This is a genomic window from Spirochaetae bacterium HGW-Spirochaetae-1 (assembly GCA_002839375.1).
GTDB lineage: Bacteria > Spirochaetota > UBA4802 > UBA4802 > UBA5550 > PGXY01.
Genome location: PGXY01000004.1, coordinates 51,988 through 70,655, shown reverse-complemented (window position 1 = coordinate 70,655; position 18,668 = coordinate 51,988). Strand labels below are relative to the sequence as shown.

Annotated in this window: 14 protein-coding genes; 8 read left to right on the top strand and 6 right to left on the bottom strand. The window is 50.1% G+C overall.

The annotated features are described in order from the left end of the window. Nucleotides 1–38: 38 nt before the first annotated feature. The 3 genes from CVV44_08145 to CVV44_08135 all read right to left on the bottom strand — a co-directional run bounded on the left by CVV44_08145 (nt 39) and on the right by CVV44_08135 (nt 1,950). Nucleotides 39–524: a 2-deoxyribonucleoside glycosidase gene (locus CVV44_08145; GenBank protein ID PKL38829.1), complete on the bottom strand. Its 486-nt coding sequence runs from the start codon at nt 522–524 to the stop codon at nt 39–41. A gap of 20 nt (nt 525–544) precedes the next feature. Continuing rightward, nucleotides 545–943 (bottom strand): hypothetical protein, encoded by a 399-nt coding sequence (locus tag CVV44_08140; protein ID PKL38828.1) that lies wholly within the window; start codon nt 941–943, stop codon nt 545–547. Between the two features lie 62 nt (nt 944–1,005). Beyond that, entirely contained in the window at nt 1,006–1,950 is a 945-nt protein-coding gene (locus CVV44_08135) for a histone deacetylase (GenBank protein ID PKL38827.1), read from the bottom strand. Nucleotides 1,951–2,252: 302 nt separating this feature from the next. Here CVV44_08135 and CVV44_08130 point away from each other — a divergent pair, with 302 nt between their 5' ends. From CVV44_08130 to CVV44_08115, 4 genes are all read left to right on the top strand, one after another. After that, entirely contained in the window at nt 2,253–4,046 is a 1,794-nt protein-coding gene (locus CVV44_08130; protein PKL38826.1) for a hypothetical protein, read from the top strand. 74 nt (nt 4,047–4,120) lie between these two features. Beyond that, complete coding sequence (locus CVV44_08125) at nt 4,121–5,497, top strand: hypothetical protein (protein PKL38825.1); 1,377 nt, start codon at nt 4,121–4,123, stop codon at nt 5,495–5,497. A gap of 30 nt (nt 5,498–5,527) precedes the next feature. Next, on the top strand, nt 5,528–6,667 hold the full coding sequence (locus tag CVV44_08120; protein ID PKL38824.1) for a hypothetical protein: 1,140 nt from the start codon (nt 5,528–5,530) through the stop codon (nt 6,665–6,667). Next, entirely contained in the window at nt 6,664–9,669 is a 3,006-nt protein-coding gene (locus tag CVV44_08115; GenBank protein ID PKL38823.1) for a hypothetical protein, read from the top strand. The genes CVV44_08120 and CVV44_08115 overlap by 4 nt, the downstream gene beginning before the upstream one ends. Before the next feature lie 60 nt (nt 9,670–9,729). Here the strand turns inward: CVV44_08115 and xth are convergent, their stop codons facing one another. The 3 genes from xth to CVV44_08100 all read right to left on the bottom strand — a co-directional run bounded on the left by xth (nt 9,730) and on the right by CVV44_08100 (nt 13,323). Then, a complete protein-coding gene (xth, locus tag CVV44_08110; protein ID PKL38822.1) occupies nt 9,730–10,488 on the bottom strand; it encodes an exodeoxyribonuclease III in 759 nt (252 codons plus the stop codon). A 230-nt stretch (nt 10,489–10,718) separates the two neighbouring features. Continuing rightward, nucleotides 10,719–11,345, bottom strand: a complete 627-nt coding sequence (locus tag CVV44_08105) for a hypothetical protein (protein ID PKL38821.1) — start codon at nt 11,343–11,345, stop codon at nt 10,719–10,721. Between the two features lie 184 nt (nt 11,346–11,529). Then, the gene (locus CVV44_08100) at nt 11,530–13,323 is read right to left on the bottom strand and encodes a long-chain fatty acid--CoA ligase (protein ID PKL38820.1); all 1,794 of its coding nucleotides are present in this window, start codon (nt 13,321–13,323) and stop codon (nt 11,530–11,532) included. 326 nt (nt 13,324–13,649) lie between these two features. On the opposite strand from CVV44_08100, the gene CVV44_08095 reads away from it, so the two are divergent. The 4 genes from CVV44_08095 to CVV44_08080 are packed head-to-tail and all read left to right on the top strand — an operon-like array spanning nt 13,650 to nt 18,646. Next, nucleotides 13,650–14,795, top strand: coding sequence for a hypothetical protein (locus CVV44_08095; GenBank protein PKL38819.1), 1,146 nt, complete (start codon nt 13,650–13,652; stop codon nt 14,793–14,795). A gap of 11 nt (nt 14,796–14,806) precedes the next feature. Then, nucleotides 14,807–16,006, top strand: a complete 1,200-nt coding sequence (locus CVV44_08090; protein ID PKL38818.1) for a propanoyl-CoA acyltransferase — start codon at nt 14,807–14,809, stop codon at nt 16,004–16,006. Nucleotides 16,007–16,016: 10 nt separating this feature from the next. Further along, nucleotides 16,017–17,207: a hypothetical protein gene (locus tag CVV44_08085; protein PKL38817.1), complete on the top strand. Its 1,191-nt coding sequence runs from the start codon at nt 16,017–16,019 to the stop codon at nt 17,205–17,207. A gap of 11 nt (nt 17,208–17,218) precedes the next feature. Further along, the gene (locus CVV44_08080) at nt 17,219–18,646 is read left to right on the top strand and encodes a hypothetical protein (GenBank protein PKL38816.1); all 1,428 of its coding nucleotides are present in this window, start codon (nt 17,219–17,221) and stop codon (nt 18,644–18,646) included. Nucleotides 18,647–18,668: the final 22 nt, after the last annotated feature.

The window sequence follows — 18,668 nt, the reverse complement described above, 5'->3', positions numbered from 1 at the left end:
TCCACTGAGCGTGCTGCGATTTATGTTGTTGGATATTTTTAAAACATTGAACGAAGAAGTGCGCCAGCCTCTTCAAGTGAAGCGACGATGCGGCCGCCGCTGCGGTGAATGAAGTATTCCACCTGCAGGTTTATCACGGAACCTTCATTGTCTCCGGCCAGGCGGAAGTCGCTGCGATAGCCGATAATTATTTTCCCCCGGGCCGCGGCATAGCCGATTTCAGCCGCTGTTCCACTGTCCACGTCGCTCCCGTCCAGGACCGCGAAGACTCCCTGCGATGTGTCGATGGCCGTCTCGTTATTTTTGCCAATTATCCGGTTTACCTGCAGCCACGCCTCTTCCCTTTCTCTGCCCGGCGGCTTGGCCTGGGCCTGTGCAATGATTGTGCTGTCCGTGAGCGTCCAGGGGTCAAGCACGTCGAGGCCGCATTCTTTCACCAGGGGAATAATCCTCTCATAAAGAAAAAATCTGCCCGATTCGGAAAATCCCAGGGGTGAAGCGATATAGAGTTTCTTTTTTATCATGCGTAATTCGTTCCTGCTCCTTACCGGGATCCAAGGATCTGCACATGGACCTTGCGGTTCCGGGGTCCGTCGAACTCACAGAAATAGATGCCCTGCCAGGTCCCCAACTGCAGCTTCCCGTTTTCGATGATGATCGTCTCGGAACAGCCGATAAGCGATGATTTTAAGTGTGCCGGAGAGTTCCCCTCGCCGTGATCGAAACGCACGCTCTCAAATTTAAGGTGGGCCAACCCTTTAAGAATATCGCTCTGCACGTCGGGGTCGGCGTTTTCATTGATGGTGACGGCTGCCGTGGTGTGGGGAGTGTACACCAGGCACAGGCCGCTCTGTGCGCCGGAGCTGGCAACAATGGATTTCACCTCGCCGGTGATGTCGATAAGTTCGCTGCCGGCACAGGTCTGCACTGAAAAAGTTTCCATGGGAGCCTCCTGATTGTTTTCATTGTGCATCGGTGCCGCTTTCTGTAAAGAAAAAAAAGAGGTTATGCTTCCGTAAAGGCCTTCATGACCTGGTCAATGCCGTTGGCCAGGGCGTTGAGATGGTATCCTCCTTCCAGGAAGGCGATGACTTTACCCTGGCAGGATTGACGGGATGCATCAAGTAGCATGGTAGTGAATTCCCCGTAAGCCTCTGTGGAAAGATTTATAGAGGACAGGGGATCGGCCCTGTGGGCATCGAATCCGGCCGAGATGAGGATGATATCAGGCATAAATTTATCCAGGGCGGGTATGATCTGTGATGTGAATATGGCAATATACTCGGTGTCGCCGTCGCCGCGGTTCATGGGAAAATTCATGGTGAAGCCCTCGCCGGGGCCGTCGCCTTTTTCTAGAATGGAACCGGTGCCGGGAAAATGGGGATACTGGTGAAGGCTGATATAGAGAACGGTGTTGTCACGGTAAAAGGTATGCTGTGTGCCGTTGCCGTGATGGACATCCCAGTCGATTATGGCAATTCTGCTTAAGGCATGTTGTTTTTGAAGATAACGGGCCGCGATGGCGATATTGTTGAAGATGCAGAATCCCTCGGCGCTGTCCGATTCAGCGTGGTGTCCCGGAGGTCGTATGGCGCAGAAACCGTGCTGGGCAGCACCGGACATGACGGTGTCGCACATGTTGAGGCATCCTCCTGCGGCCATGAGGGCCACCTCATAGGATCGGGGGCAGACCTCTGTGTCCATTGAGTCAAGATACCGGGCACCGCCTTCAATTTCTCTCCGGACACGGTCGATGTAGGCCGGGGTGTGAATTGCCTGGATGTGCTGCAGATCAGGCATGGAGGGTTTTACTTTCACCAGGGATTTATAGTATGGGGCTGAACGAATTTTATCGTCAATTGCGATAAGTCTTTCGGGGCACTCGGGGTGTGATAATCCCGTGTCATGGGCAAGAAAAATTTTATCATAAAGGTAGGCTGTTTTCCCCATATTGGTCCCGTGCCGTATTTGCGCAAAGAACAGCGATACAGCCAAGTCTTATCAGGACTGTTTTCCGCTGTCAAGGAATGTTTAATTTTAATATACGTGTAAAAAATATTTTATACTTGCTTTTTTTAAAAGCGTTACCATATTTTTAATCAATATTGTGTATGTAATAATTGTTTTTGAACAGAAATTTTATTCACCCCCATTTTTATAGCAGAAAGGACATGTGAGTAACAAGAGCATCTTTCCTTTCTTGAGTGTTATCCGAAAATTCTTAAAAAATGTCCATATCGTAATGGAATAAAATGTATGATGCCGGGAAAAGCAGACAGCTTTCATCGTTGTCGACTATAGAAGAGTATATGCTGAAAAGAATATTTAACATATTATCGGAAAAGATATCCTTTGGCTTTGCTGTTTCCCTGTTCTCAACAACGGGATCATGGATAGCGGCATTTTACGGCTTTTATCTTTTTTATGCCATTTCGCCGGTGACGATAGACAGGGATTTCTATTTCTATGTAACGGTCCTCTTTATCGGCACGACCCTTGCCATCCTGACGCACCTGTTTCACTATGGCATGTTCCACCGGATAGGACTGTCGGGATTGACCGGATCTGTACGGATCATCAACGCCTATTTTACCGCGGACCGGGTTTTTTATGAAAGCGATGAGATCAGTGATGATACCTTTTCCAGGCTTCATGCGGCTCTTATTGAATTTCCCCGCAATAACCTGGTATCGGCCACGATTTATACGATCATGGTCATTGTTCAGCTGAGCATTGGTGTACTTCTCACAGGGCGTGGTACGGAGGTCCTCCCTCCCATCGCCTTCGGCGGCCTGTTTTCTGCGCTTATCATCGGTTATTTTACGTATAATATTACGGAATATCTCATCGGCCCCTACAAAGAGCGTATTGAGAGTATTCTCTATCAGAAATCCCGTAACCTGAACACCAGGTATTATCTGAGTTACCGGAATAAATCATATCTGATCCTCCTGCTTATTCTTCTCAGCATGGTAATTCTCACGGTGCTCATTCGTTACAGCCATCGGCCCATTAGCCAGATAACCATATTTATCACGCTCAGTATAATTGCCATAGGTTTCCTTGTTTATCTGTCCATAAACACGGTTACCGTTTCTCTCTCCCAGATCATCCGTGCCACTAAAAACCTGGCTGCCGGCGGTAAGGGCCTATACTTTCCCAATTTCTCAGACCGTGAACTGGTGACTTTTTCCGAGCATTATAACAAGGCGGCCATAGAGATCAATGAAATACGGGAAGACCTGGAACGCAAGGTTCGTGAACGGACCGAAGAATTGAAGAATGCCTATGACCGGCTCAACGAGGCTTACAGCCAGACGCAGGCGGATCTGCTCCTGGCCAAGAAAATACAGAAACGAATCCTTCCCGAAAAGTTTCAGAAACTCTCGGGGATCAGCTGCGTTATTCATTATTTTCCCGTCAACGAGGTGGGGGGAGATATCTATGATATCGTGGAGCTGTATCCCGGCTATCACCGTGTTTTTCTCGCCGACGCCGCCGGTCACGGGATCCAGGCCGCCCTGGTGACCATGATAATAAAAAGTGAATATGAAAAGGTCAAGTTTTTCGATGATACGGCCATGATGCTGGAATCACTCAACAATTCCTTTATTGACCTGTATGAATCCCTGAACGTATTTTTTTCCTGTATTATTGTAGACATTGATATAAACAGCCGGCATATTGTCTATTCCTCGGCGGGTCATCCCGATCAGATACTGATCCGGAAAAACGGGATTGAAATGATATCCCATACGGGGAAACTGGTGGGGATACTGAAAAATACCAGGTACACCACCACTTCCGTTCCTGCGGGTCCGGGAGAGAAGATCATGCTGTTCACGGACGGGCTTTTCGAGGCCTTTAACGACGATGACGAGGAATTCGGTGAGGAAAGGCTGCGTAAAATAATCAGAAGTGAAATAAATAATTCGACAACCGATTTATTCGATTCCATACTGGCCAACCTTGCCCAGCATGTGGGGAAGGTGAATAAAGTATCGGTATATGATGACATTACGCTCATCGGAATTGATATAGATTAAATTTTACCAGAGGTGCACCCGGATATTTCCTTTCCCTGTTGCTGAAAAACAGATCCATGTGATAAACATATACGATGAAACGCATTAATGCCCAACTGGAAAAGCAATTGATCAGGGATCACATCCGCAGGGCCGTGCTCACGGCACGCTATGCCGCTATTTATGCCATGGCATTTTTTATTATTTTTGCCGGCTTTGATTTCTGGACAGTCCCCCATACCCCGGGCCGGGCTCTCGTTGTACGGTTTGCCGTGGTGATACCCTCTCTTGCCGTTCTTCTGGTTTTGACTTTTTATAATATTTTTAAAATCTACTTCCAACTCTTCGTATCATTAATGATGCTTGTTTCAGGAGGCGGATTGCTGGTGATGTTTTTCTTCACGGAGCCCGGGACAATAGGATTTTATTTCCATGTGATGATACTGACAATTCTTATAATGACTGTTTATCTCTTTCCGCGGTACCGGCTTCGTTTCGCCCTGGTGACGGCGGGGATTATCAGTGCCGTTTTTCTGGGCTTACTCGTCAGGGGATATACCATGACAGGGAATGGTTCCCTGACGCATTCCTTCATTATCAGCGGTGTCATTATTATTACGGCCAATATTGCCGGAGCACTTCTCTCAAACGCCGAGAACAAGTTTTTTCGTATCGATTTTCTTTTCCAGAGAAAACTGGTTACCGCTTATGACACTCTTCAGATAACCTATGAGCGGGTTCAGGATGACTTGCTTATTGCCAAAAAGATTCAGAAAAATATTCTGCCTTCGGTATCAAAACAGATTGAAGGACTATCCCTGCGCGTCTATTTTCAGCCTCTCCAGGGCATCAGCGGGGATTTCTATGATATAACGGAACTTGAACCGGGGCATGCCCGTATTTTTATTGCCGATGCAACGGGTCATGGCATCCAGGCAGCTCTTATCACCATGATTATAAAAAGCGAATACGAAATGCTGAAAAGACAGAAAATATCCGCTGCGGATCTGCTGAAACAACTGAACGTTAATTTTATAAACGCATACCGGTCCCTGGAAACCTATTTTTCCTGTTTTATAGTCGATATTGATCTGAAGGGAAGTATGATTCATTATGCGTCGGCAGGCCATCCGGGACAGATGCTCCTGGCCGGCGGCAGGACCCAGGTCCTCAGGGGCGGCGGTATGATAGTCGGCGATATGGCCGATGCTGATTATACGCTCTATGATCATCCTTTTCAGAAGGGCGACAAGATGCTCATATACACCGACGGTCTCTATGAAAGGGTTGATGAGGATGCGGAAGAGTCACTTAGGGTGCTGTTGGAAAAGAGCATTGAAATGAACCGCGAGGAACATCTGGAAAAAATTTTCGCAGCCCTCCTCACCTCCCTGGATATGTTCGATAAGAAAAACGGCAGTGATTCCCGCCATGATGATATCACCATCATCGGTATTGAGCACCAGGCCTGACGACCTTACCCATGATGACGGGAAAATTGTATGATTAAACTTCTGCACACCTCGGACTGGCATTTGGGGCGTGTTCTTCATGAAAAACCGCTCCTGGAGGACCAGGCCCATGTGCTGGGCCAGATCACTGAAATCCTGCATGGCGATCCCCACGATCTTCTTATCATGGCCGGTGATATTTACGACCGAAGCCTTCCTCCAGCCGATGCCGTGGCGCTTCTCAGCAGGTTCCTTACGGAGCTGCGCAGAAAGAGCGAGGTGCCGGTGGTCATGATCCCGGGGAACCATGACAGCGCCCTGAGACTCTCCTACTGTGCCGAGATGCTCTCGCTCTCCGGCATCCACATCAGGAGCGAGGCGGCTTGCGCCCATGAGCCGATACGTCTTTCAAAAGGAAATGACACGGTCAATATCTATGCCATCCCTTTTCTTGAGCCCGGTATTTTCGACGCGCATCGTGAAGGCGAAGAGGCGGTGAAGGGAAGCCATGAAGAGGCGCTGGAGCATCTTGTGGAGATCATCCGGAGCGGGATGGATCATAACGCCGTGAATATCTGCGTGGGGCACTTGTACACACGCCGTGGCCTTACCTCTGATTCGGAACGTGTCATGGTGGGGGGCGCCGGTGAAGTGGACCCGGCCCTCTTCGATGATTTCGCCTACACGGCGCTGGGTCACCTGCACCGGCCCCAGGAGGTGTCCGGAAAGGTCCATTATTCCGGTTCGCCAATAAAGTATTCTTTCTCCGAGTGCGGTGACACAAAGGGCGTGCTTTCCGTAACAATAGCGGGAGAAATTCAGGATATTGCCACGATCCCGCTCACACCCCTCCGGGACATGGTGCGTCTCCGGGGCTCATTCCAGTCCCTGCTCAACGACGAAAAATTCGTGGAATACCGGGGACATTACGTCGAGGCGGAGGTTACCGACGGCGGTATCATCACAAACCCCCTGGTCTCTCTGAGGGAGCGCTTTCCCCACATTCTTTCCGTGAGGCAGGCGGCGCCGCAAATGAAGTCCGGGGAGAGAAGCACGGTGCCGTCAGTATCAGAGATGGGTACCCTGGAAGACGATTACCGCGCATTTCATGCCTACATTCATGGAGAAGAAGCCTCGGCGGAGAAGATGGAACTCTTTGAAAAAATACGCCGCGAGAGGAACACCCCGTGAAACCGAGGACACTTGTCATGGAGGGCTTCGGCCCCTTTCCCCTGCGCCAGGTCGTGGACTTCGAGCGCTACAGCGATTTTCTCCTCATCACCGGGCCCACGGGATCAGGAAAGACCACTATATTTGACGCCATCATGTTCGCCCTCTACGGAAGGGTGACAGGAACGCGGGACCAGAAGACACTGGTGTCCAGCTTTGCCGGCCTGGACGTGGAGCCCTTCGTGGAACTGGTCTTCAGTATCAGGAATGACTATTACAAGATCCGGCGCAGTCCCGGCTATGAGAGGGGCAGCAAACGGTCTTCTGCGAAAAAGGTCTGGCAGGAACCTTCGGTGAACCTTTACAATAAAAAAGGGGATACCTGGGAGCCCGTGACGGGGACCCCGAGCGACATCAATGCGGCCATCGTGGAAAAGATTCACCTTGCCGAGGAGGAATTCTCCCGCATAGTGCTTTTGCCCCAGGGGGAGTTCCAGAAGTTTCTCGTGGCTGAGACAAAGGAAAAGATGGAACTTCTCAAGAAGATATTTCCCGTTCAGGAACATGAAGAAATCTCGGTATATGCCCGGGAGATGAGAAATATCAGGAAGGGTGAGCTTAAAGAAAAAACCGGGGAACAACAGAGGTTGCGCAGCGCCTTCGATCCCGATACATACCCGGGCATGCGCGAAAAGCTGGTGGAGGAGCGCCGGCTCCGTCACGGGGAACTGCTGGGCAAGCGGAAGGAACTGGAGGAGATATCGGTGCGCCTTACCGTGGCTACGGAAACAGAAAAGGACTTCATCCAGGTGGAAAAGCTGCAGAGAGAAAAGGCGGGACTCGATGCCCGCCGTCAAGACATGGACGGGAAGCAGGAAAGGCTGGACCTGTGCCGCAGGGCCCTGTCCATGCAGCCCCTGGTCATGGATTACCGGAGAAGAATGAAGGAACTTCAGGATGAGGAGAAACAGGCCGGGAACATGAAGGGCGACAGGGAACGCCTGGCCCGGAAGCATGAAAGGGCGAAGGAGGAGGCGGGGAAAATTCCTGCCCTTGAAAAGGAACTCCAGGTTCTCCGCTCAGAAACTGAAAAGCTCAAACTCCTCCTTCCCAAAGAGTCACTTCTGAAGGAAAGAAAAGAAGAACTGGGCACCCTGAAGCAAAAGATAAAAAGACTCAGTGACGGGATCGGTTCCCGGGAAAAGGATTCTGCCGTGCGTGCCGCCAGGCTCAGGGAGATAAAGATCTTCCTCTCGGAGCAGGAGGATATCCAGGACTGGCTCAATGAACAGATCGAGATCATTGCCGGCCTTCGTGAAGACATCAAGAAGCGGGAAAGGGAACAGGTGCTTCTGGAAGAGGCAGAAACAAACCGCGGGGAGATGGAAAACTGCGAGAAGGAAATGGCCGGCCTGGAAAAGACGCTGGAAATAAATGTTAAGACACAGGAGCAATTGCAGCAGCGGAAGGAGTCCTCGATGGCAGTCAGCCTTGCCATGAAACTGGAGACGGGCCGGCCCTGCCCGGTTTGCGGTTCCACCGACCATCCTATACCTGCCACTACTTACGGTGAGGCCTTCACCGAAGAGGAGCTTCTCTCGGCGGCCCTTAACAATGTCCGTGCCTGCCGCGACGATATTTCGCGGATGAAGGAACGCAGGGCGCACCTCGAGGCGACGGGTAAAAGGATTGAACGGGATCTGGCCGACTCGGCCACGGGCGATGGATTAACACTTGAGGAGCGCAGGGAAACACTCGCCGGTCTCGAGGAAGATAAACGTTCAGGCGAGGAACTGCGGGACCTGGTAAAGAAGTACAGGAAGGAAGCGGCGGAGATCGAGGAGAAGGCCAGGGAACTGGCCGAAGAGGAGGATAAGGAACGACGGGATTTTACAGACCTGGAACGCGACAGGGCCGTGTGCGAGAGTGCCATAGCTGAACTGGAAAAGGAAATGGCCGGTCGAACCGGGATCGCTGATGAGATTGAGAGACTGGAACGGGAGGCCCTGGCGAAAAGTAAGTCCATTGACACTATACACACCGCACTGAACGACGCGGCAAAAAAACTGGAGGGCCTGAAAAGCTCCCTGGCCACGCTGGAGGAGGGACTGGCGAAGCGCCGCGGCCAGGTAAGAGATATCGCCGGCGACATAGAAAGTAAAATGAAGGGCCTGCCCTTTTCCGGTATTGAGGAGATGGAGGGATATTTCATCACCGAGGACGAGGCGGCACGGCGCGAAAAGGAGATCGTCGGGTACCGGGACGAGGTAAAGGCCCTCCTGGTCAGGATGGAAGAGGCCGAGGCAAAGATTGAAGGAAAGGAACGGCCCGAGATCAGGGCCCTGTTGCAGAGAAAAAATGAGTCCGCGACGATATGTGACAGGCTGGAAAATGAACGTAATACTCTCGATGCCGGTCTTCGGGACCTGGACAGCCGGAAAGAGCGCTACGAGGCCCTTTCCCATGAGATAGACGAACTCGTGAAGGAATCGAAACTCCTCATGGAACTCTCCGATGACCTCACCGGGCAGAACCCGCGGAACATCAGCTTTCAGAATTTTATCCTGGGAGCCTACCTGCGCGATGTCACGGCCCGGGCCACAGAACGCTTCAGCCGCATGACCGATGGCCGCTATTCACTGCATGTCAACGAGGAGATCATCCACGGGAACCGCCAGGCCGGACTGGAACTCGATGTTTTCGACGCCTACACTGGTACACACCGGAGCGTCCGGAGCCTCTCGGGCGGTGAGAAATTCCTGGCATCCATATCTCTCTCCCTGGGGCTGGCCGATGTGATACAGAACCATTCGGGCCACATTGAGCTGGATGCCATCTTTATCGATGAGGGATTCGGCTCCCTGGACGACGCATCGCTTGACCGGGCCCTCACCATACTGGACGATCTCCGGGAAAACCGCATGGTGGGGATTATATCCCATGTGAACGAGCTAAAGACGCGCATACCGTCGCAGATAAATGTCATCAAGGGAATGTACGGCTCGCACATCGAGCAGCGTTGATAGGGGAGCGGCGGAACGGGACCGCAGATTTCAGGCGTGGAAATATCCTGCGCAAATATTTCAGATTGATATTTCCAGGACAACGGGCGCATGGTCCGAACCCATAACTTCCGGCAGGATATAGGATTTCTGCAGATTCGGCCGCAACGCAGGTGACACGCAGAAGTAATCGATACGCCACCCGATATTCTTCTCCCGTGCCCCTCCCATGTAGCTCCACCAGGTATAGTGGCTGCCTTCCTTTTCGAATTCACGGAATGTATCGATGAAACCGGCATTGATGATATTGTCGAAGCCCTGCCGCTCCTCGTCGGTGAAACCGGCGTTGCGACGGTTGTCCTTCGGCCGGGCCAGGTCGATTTCCTTATGCGCCACGTTCAGGTCGCCACAGAAGATAACGGGTTTTTTCTTCTCAAGTTTTTTCAGATAGTTCAGAAAGTCGACATCCCATTCATTGTGCCGGTAATTGAGCCGCTCCAGGCCCCGCTGGGAATTGGGCGTGTACACATTGACGAGAAAAAAGGTTTCGAATTCCAGGGCCAGGACGCGGCCTTCATGGTCGTGTTTTTCCACGCCCATGTCATTTATGTGTTTCAGCGGTTTGTGCTTGGAAAAAACAGCAGTGCCGGAATAGCCCCGCTTTACCGCCCAGTTCCAGTAATTATAGGGATAGGCAGGGAGGTTCAGGTCAACCTGCTCCGGCATGGCCTTGGTCTCCTGCACGCAGATGATGTCGGCATTTTCCCGTTCGACGAATTCCAGAAAGTCTTTTTTTAAAATGGCACGCATGCCGTTGACATTCCACGATACTATTTTCATGCCTTCTCCTGTATACACTTTTGTGCGATAGGGCTCTGACTACTCTCCGGTTATTTAACGGAAACAGGCGGGGTGCGTCAAGAAATATTGGTATTTTAACGGGGAGGTGAATCCACGGTGTTTTTTAATTATTGATACTGCATAATTTAAAATGAGCAATATCGGTATTTCTGGAAAAATGGGCGGGTAGAAAAATGAAAAACGGTTTATAAGGTACTTTCCCGGTTTGATCAAACTTCCGATTCGATTGTCTTTACAAACATTTCGCCGATAAAACGCCCCAGGGACTTCATGTAATTGATCACTTCCTCGCTGCTTTTGCCGGGGTTGTTTCTGAATGTCAGAAGGATTCCACTCAGGGCGCAAAAGAGACCGTGGGAATAAAACCTGACAGAACCATCGGGCTTTGCCATTCGGATCACAGCGTCAAATTTAGCGAAAATAAGATGTTCTATTTCGATTATTTTATCAAGCAGTTCCGGCTTGAGATTTCCGTCCAGCATGAAGTTGACCAGCATTTTAAAATAGTAGTCGTTACCTGTTAAATAGTCAATGAAGTAATTGATAAAGTGATCAATGCCCGACTTGTCATGTTCTCTGTTTACAAGAAAGGAATCGAGAACTTCGATGACCCTCGTGGTGCTCTCAAGGAAAGCCTCAACAAACAATGTCTGCTGATCGGGAAAATACCGGTAAATGAGAGCCGTTGATATCGATGCCTCGTTGGCTATGTCGCACATGCGTACCTTGCTCAGAGGTTTTGAGGCGAACACCTTGACCGCAGCGGTAAGAATTATCTTCCTCCGGTTTTCCCGTTCCTGTTCTTTTAAATTTGAAAAAGATTTTTGTTGCTTCATCGCGCTCCGCCATCTGTTATATCAAATGAATAACCCAGTATAGATGTGTCAAGTAATATCTTGATACGGTGTTTTCGCGAAATGCACCTAATACAGGAACATAAACATCATCGCCTGTTATGTGTTAATAATCATGGAAGCGGCTCCAAGGCGAAACGGTCTAAAGTGTCCGCCGGGCGATACATCAATCGGCATACAAGGCGTCGATCTCCGCTGCGTATTTCTCCATTACTTTTTTTCTTTTCAACTTGAACGATTGAGTGAGCATACCGTTGTCAACACTAAATACGTCCTGTAGAATCAAAAATCTTCTGGGCATTTCGTAGGACCCGACTTTGCCGGCAATCTGTTGTGTTATTTCCTTTTTGATTAATGATGTAATTTCATCCTGGCGTATCATTTTTTCATGATCCGCACTCAGATTGTTTTCACCGGCATATTTCTCGAGAATGTTGAAATCGGGTACGATAATACAGACGGGGTAGGGTTTGTTGAGTCCGCATATCATTGCCTGTTCTACATATTTATTCATCATTATTTCCGCCTCAATGGAGGCCGGGAAAATATATTTACCATTTTCCAGTTTAAAGGATTCCTTTATCCGTCCGGTGATATACATGAATCCTTCCTCATCAATAAAGGCCCGGTCGCCGGTGCGCAGGCCGCCGTCTTCAGTCAATACATCCTTTGTCGCTTCCGGCTTATTATGGTATCCTTTCATGACATTGGGGCCGTAAATGATGAGCTCGCCTTCCTTCCCTTCCTCGTTTTCGTTTGATCTGTCAATAACGAGGGTCACCATGTCAAAGGCCTTTCCGCAGCTGCCGAATTTATTATAATCGGGCGTGTTGGTCGCTACACCCGGTGACGCCTCGGTCATACCAAAGGCTTCGTAAAGGGGGACTCCGACAATGCTGAAGAATTCCGCGATCTGCGGATTGATAGCAGCGCTGCCGGTTAGGGCGACTTTCAGGCGTCCTCCGAATTTATCACGGATTTTTGTAAACACAAGCTTATCCGCGATGGTAAAGGCAATAGTTGCGAGAATACTTGTCTTCCCTGATTGAGCAAGCTCTCTTCTTTTCAAACCGTTTTTTACGCCCATGTTAAACAACAGGAGTGGTAATCCGCCGTCTTCACTCATCTTGGCTTTAATCGCATCATATACACGGTAAAAAATTCTCGGGACTGATATAAGGAGCGTCGGTCGGATGAGAGCCAGGTCATTGACGATAGTGGCCGGGCTTTCGGCAAGCCCGTATGAGGCACCGAGGCGCATAATGGTATGGAGTTCACAGACCTGGCCGTATGAATGTGCCCAGGGGAGGAATGAAAGCGTTCGGTCTTTTTCATTTAAAACATGGAAGCTTTTCAGTATTGCGTGAATATTGCTGCTGATATTTCCGTGCGAAAGGAGCACTCCCTTTGGATCCCCCGTTGTTCCCGAGGTATAGATTAATCCCGCAATGTCATCTGGATGGGGGATGATCGATTTCATGGGATATTTCTTCCCCGTTCTTTCGAGCTCAGCTATTGATCCCTCTACATCTCCATCTATAAGTATAATATGTACGAGGTCTGAAGCGCCGTGCAGCAGATGTTGGATTTTGTCGTATATTTCCTGCTTGGAAACAAACAGCACTTTTATGTTGCTGTCTCTGATAATATATTCCCACGTTGAAACGAGTTCAGCTTCATACATGGGCACAAACCGGGCGCGAAGACCGTATGTTGCATAACAGGCGATGGCCCATTCGACCCTGTTGTTCGATATAATGCCGACAGCATCGCCGTTCCCGATACCCAGATATCCCAGACCACCCCTGAGATTATCGATTCTTTCCCCTATTTCCTTATAGGTGTACCACTTATAAGTATTATCTTTACTTTTTACCCCGAACCATTCATTAGAACTGTATCGGGCTATGCTTTCCTCGAGCATTTCAACCAGGTTATCCGGTTTATCAAGCTTGTACATAAATTTCCCCCCTAAGTTATTATATTTGGATACCTATAAAAATATTCTTGACAATTATTAAATAGTTGTGAATGACGTTTACATTGTTGAATAACATTAACAATATTAATTAATGATTAACATTATATATATCATTAACATAAGTAAATAACAATTTATTGATTTAAAGAATAATTTATTTAAAATCAAACATTAAGGGTATTTTCAACATACTTCAGAGCCTTAGTGCAAAGAATGATCATTAGAGGCTTCAATATTTTTGGATATTAATTGGATGGTTAGCCAATTGCTGGCTGATCACCAGTATGATAACAGGAGGAGTGATAATGGGCAAAAAGGTTGCGATCTGCGCTATCGCGCAGGTAAAACATGACCCCGACTATGTATCGATGCGTTTTCAGAATATGCTGATCGAATGCTTTGAATCAATTATAAAGCAAACCGGGGTCACCTTCGACATGGAGAAAGGAATCAGAAACATAGTCACCTGCTCCGATGACGTGTTTGACGCGAGAACAATATCCGACAACGGCGTCACGGACGTTGTCGGAGCTCATTTCCGCGGCGAGGAAAAGATAGCGCAGGAAAGCATTAACGGCCTTGGCTATGCGATGGCGAGCATTCTGAGCGGTCATGACGACATGATTCTCTATATGGGCCATTGCAAGGAATCACAGGCAGAGAGCCGACTGATGTGTACCAATCTTGCATTCGATCCGTTTTATTGCCGCCCGCTTGGAATGGATTTCCTGAACGTTGACGCCATACAGGCGCGGGCATATATGGAAAAGTCCGGGGTCACCGATGAACAGCTGGCAAAAATCGTGGCGCGGTCGCGGAAAAACGCTCAAAAAGATCCCTACGCACGCGTAAACAGGCTGGTTGATGCAAAAGAGGTCATGAAATCTCCAATGCTTGCAGACCCCATACGGGAAATGCATTATTATCCCGTCACCGACTGGGCCTATGGCATGCTCCTCTGCTGCGAAGAGCGGGTAAAGGAGTTTACGGAAAAGCCGGTATGGATAACGGGATACGGGAGTTGCATGGATGCCTATTTTCTCGGTGATAAAGATATTGCATCTAACAGGGCCCTTGTGAGTGCGACTGATCGGGCTTGCCGGATGGCCGACATCAGTGATATCCGTAAGAATATTAACCTGTTTGAGCTTAGCGACCATGCGGCATATCAGCTTCCCATGTGGGCTGAAGGTGTCGGTCTTGTCGATGAAGGCAAGGGTGGGGCATGGCTTGAAGAAGGCGGACCGGATAGGTTTAATGTGAATTGTGCCGGTGGGCATCTGAATGGCAATCCTCTTCTTCTCGGGGGAGCGGCGCGTGCCATAGAGTGTTTTCTGCAATTGAGGGGCGAAGCGGGAGAGCGCCAGGTTAAAGGGGCGAAACGGGCCCTTGCGCAGGCAGCCTACGGCGGTGCCGGGCAGCACCAGGCTGTTGTCATCATGGAAAGTTAGGAGATTGAATCATGGCGCATAGAAAAAAACACAATAATGTTGGAATAATAGGTATCGGGCAGACTAAACACTCCAGCCATCGCGAGGATGTGAACCAGCCCGAAATGATTCACGAAGCGGTCCGTGCCGCCCTCAAGGACGCCAATCTGAATATCGGCGATATCGATTGCGTGGTGCACGGCAACATGGAGCTCTTCGAGATGGTCCACCAGCCGGACCTGTGGCACACTCTTGGGACCGGGGCTGAGGGTAAGAATTGCATCAGAATAACAACCGGCGGTACTGTCGGCATCACCCTGGCCTGCGCCTCGGATAACCTCGTCGCATCAGGAATGTATGATATTGTTATGGCCATCGGCTTCGAGAAGCAGCAGGAGGGGCATACTACCGGCGGAATCACCAATATGGCTGACCCGCTTTGGTTCAGGAATCTGCAGACAGGCGCTCTGACCGGTTCTAAGGCATATGAGCTTATAACGGAGTTCGGAGAGGAACGGGCGAAACGCGCCTCTCTCATGTACCGAGTAATCATGGATAAACACGCCGGACTTAATCCGAACGCTCACCGGTCCTTCGGCCTTGAGTTCGAGCAGATCGATGACCTGATAAAATCATCGCCCAAGCTCGTTGGCGACCTGAAACTCATCGAAATGTGCTCCCAGTCCGACGGGGCGTGCTGCGTAATATTCGCGTGCGAGAAAAAGGCGAAGGAACTTTCCAAAAAGCCGGTATGGATACGCGACCACATCACCGTACACCGAGAGGAAATATTCAATGTTTTCGGCTATGATGATGAGTATCCGGTAACACAGACCCAACGCTTCGCCGCGGAAAACCTGTACAAAAGGAATGGCATAACCAATCCAATTGATTATTTTGATGTGTTTGAAATGTACGATCCGGCTTCATGGTGGGCGGTCGACTGGCTGCGTGATTTCTTGCAGCTCAATGACGATGAACACATAAAGCTTGTCGAAAACAAGGATATCATGATCGGCGGTAAAATACCCGTCAATCCGTCAGGCGGCGTAACTGCTTCAAATCCGATCGGCGCGACAGCGTTGCTGCGTGTCGCTGAGGCCGCGCTACAGGTTCGTGGTGACGCCGGCGCGCACCAGATACCAAAGCCGGTGAATCATGCCCTGGCATCGGGATTTGGCGGTACATTGTGGACGGTTCTTATGATGCTTGAAAAGGAACTTAACTGGTAGGAGGGAAACTATGACGGAGTACTGGGGAATAAAGGTAGAAGATATATTCAAGTCCATGAAGGAACGATTCAGGCCCGAGGGCGCCGCGGGTCTGAACGGATCAATCGGGTATGATATTGCGGGAGAGGGCAAGTGGAAGGTGAGCGTATATAACGGCGCACTTGCCGCGGTGGAAAAAATTGACAGTCTTTCGGGTTGCGCAGCGGTCATGATCGCCGATGGTGAAACCTTTGTCGGCGTTAATGCCGGCAAGGTTGACGCGACGAATGCCTTCATGGGCGGCAAAATAAAAGTCGATGGCGACATGGCGGTGTTCGGCAAGACAGGAAAGATGTTCCGCAAATTCATTCCTATAAAAAAGGAAATGTCGGTTCGCGATTATCTCATCGACATGTTCAGCACTGTGGAAAGCAGGTTCAAGGTCGAGGCAGCGGAAGGCCTTGATGTGGTCTATGGATTTGACCTTGGCGGCGATGATGGCGGGAAATGGTCGGTCTTTATAAAAAACAAGACCTGCAAGGTTGTTGATGGTATCGAGGGAAAAACGACAGTTACGATCGAGATGATTGATGCTAAGGACTATGTGGACATGATCCTCGGGAAAAATGACGCGCAAAGCCTGCTCGCCGCGGGACGCGGTGCCGCAATCGGCGATCTCAACCTGGCCATGAAGTGGGGCGATTATTTCGAGAAATATGTTGATCCGGCAGCGGGCGGGGAACCGGAACAGGAACTCATTGTACTCAAGAAGACGATTTCCGTCAACCAGCGCTTCGCCAGCGGAGCAATCATGGGGAAATTTCTGAACGGACTGAAGGATAAAAAGATACTGGCCAATCAGTGCCCGAAATGCGGCAGAATGCAGCTGCCGCCGCGGGAAATGTGTGCTGAATGCCGGGTGCGCGTGAATGATTTCGTGGAAGTGGGGCCAAAGGGTCAGGTTCGATACATGGAATATGTTTACTACGCGAGCCCGGATCCCCTCACCGGAGAGACCCGCGAGACTCCCTATGGAATGGGTTTTATTCTGCTGGATGGGTGCAAGGGCAATGACATCTTCATGCACCTTATCAGGAGGGACCAGATAGATAGAATACAGGGTGGCCGCAACAAAAAGTCCGGTACGAGGGTGCGCCCCGTCTGGAATGAGAAGCGTGTCGGCAGTATTTACGATATTAATTATTTTGAGATAGACGAGTAAGGAGAGAAACGATGAGTCAGCAGAAGGATAACAAGGATTGCCTTATTTTTGAAGGAAAACTCGCGCTCCCCTATTCATATTTCGCCGGACGTGTGGGCAGTAAATTCATCACCACTCTCCGTGACAAGAAAAAAATTATGGGTGTAAAGTGCCCCACCTGTAACACGGTTTTCATACCGCCCCGGCAGGTGTGCAATAAGGATTTTACCGACATACGGGACAACTGGATCGAGCTCGGAAACACGGGAACGGTAGTTGGTTTCACCGTGGTGCGGTATGACGACAAGCACCTGCCGCGCAAGGCGCCTTTTGTAATGGCGCTCATTAAGCTGGACGGCGCCGACACTCCCTTCATGCATATTCTCGAAGAATGCAGCATTGAAGACGTGAAGATCGGGATGAACGTGGAGGCGGTATTCGCCGCACAGGCGACAAACACGATCCTCGATATCGATCACTTCAAACCGGCAGAGAAAAAACCGAAAGTTTCTGAACGTCCGGCGCAGCCTCCCAGAAAACAGTGGACTGCTAAGGATGAAAAGGAAACTCAAGAGAAACGTAAATGGGGGAAACCGGATATATCGAAACCGGTTATTATTACCGCTGCGCTGACCGGCGCTGCAACCATGAAGAATCAGAACCCGAACGTGCCTTACACGCCGGCGGAGTTTGCCGACGAGGCATACAAGTGCTGGAAGGCAGGGGCCGCGATGGTGCATGTACACGCCCGGATGGACAATGGGACGCCTACCCATGACCATGACAGGATCAGGGCAACGCATGATGCGATCAAGGACCGGTGTCCGGAGCTTATCGTGAACCTGAGTTCCGCCGTTGGTATGGGGAAGACAGCCGAGCAGCGGATCAGCCAGATCGTGGCGATCAAGCCTGAGATGGCTTCCCTGAACACCAATACGATGAATTTCAGCATAGTCGATCGAAAGACCGGCAAGATCTTCATCGATTTCGTATTCGAGAACACCTTCACCATGCTGCAGGATTTCGGCAGGGCCATGGAGGAAAACGGCGTTAAGCCTGAAATCGAAGTCTACGACATGGGCGGCTTTGACAACACCATGCTGATCGCAAAGCAGGGTTTTTTCACGGACCCAATGAATTTTAACTTCGTCTGGGGCGTCGCCGGCGGGCAGTCCTTCAGGGCTGAATCCTTTGTTGCACTCATGAATGCGTTGCCGTTGAGGGCGAACTTCACTACTTGCGGTGTCGGCACCGATGAGTTCCCGGCCATTATGCAGTCTTGCCTGCTGGGTGGACACATGAGGGTCGGTCTGGAGGATAATATCCGCATGCCTAACGGAGAACTTGCAAAAGGAAGCTATGAGCTTGTTGAAGTGGCCGCAAGTATAGCCGACAACCTGGGGCGACTCATCGCAACGCCGGCTGAGGCCCGTCTTATTATGGGACTGGGGAAAAAGTAACAACTGTACAGCTATTATAGAA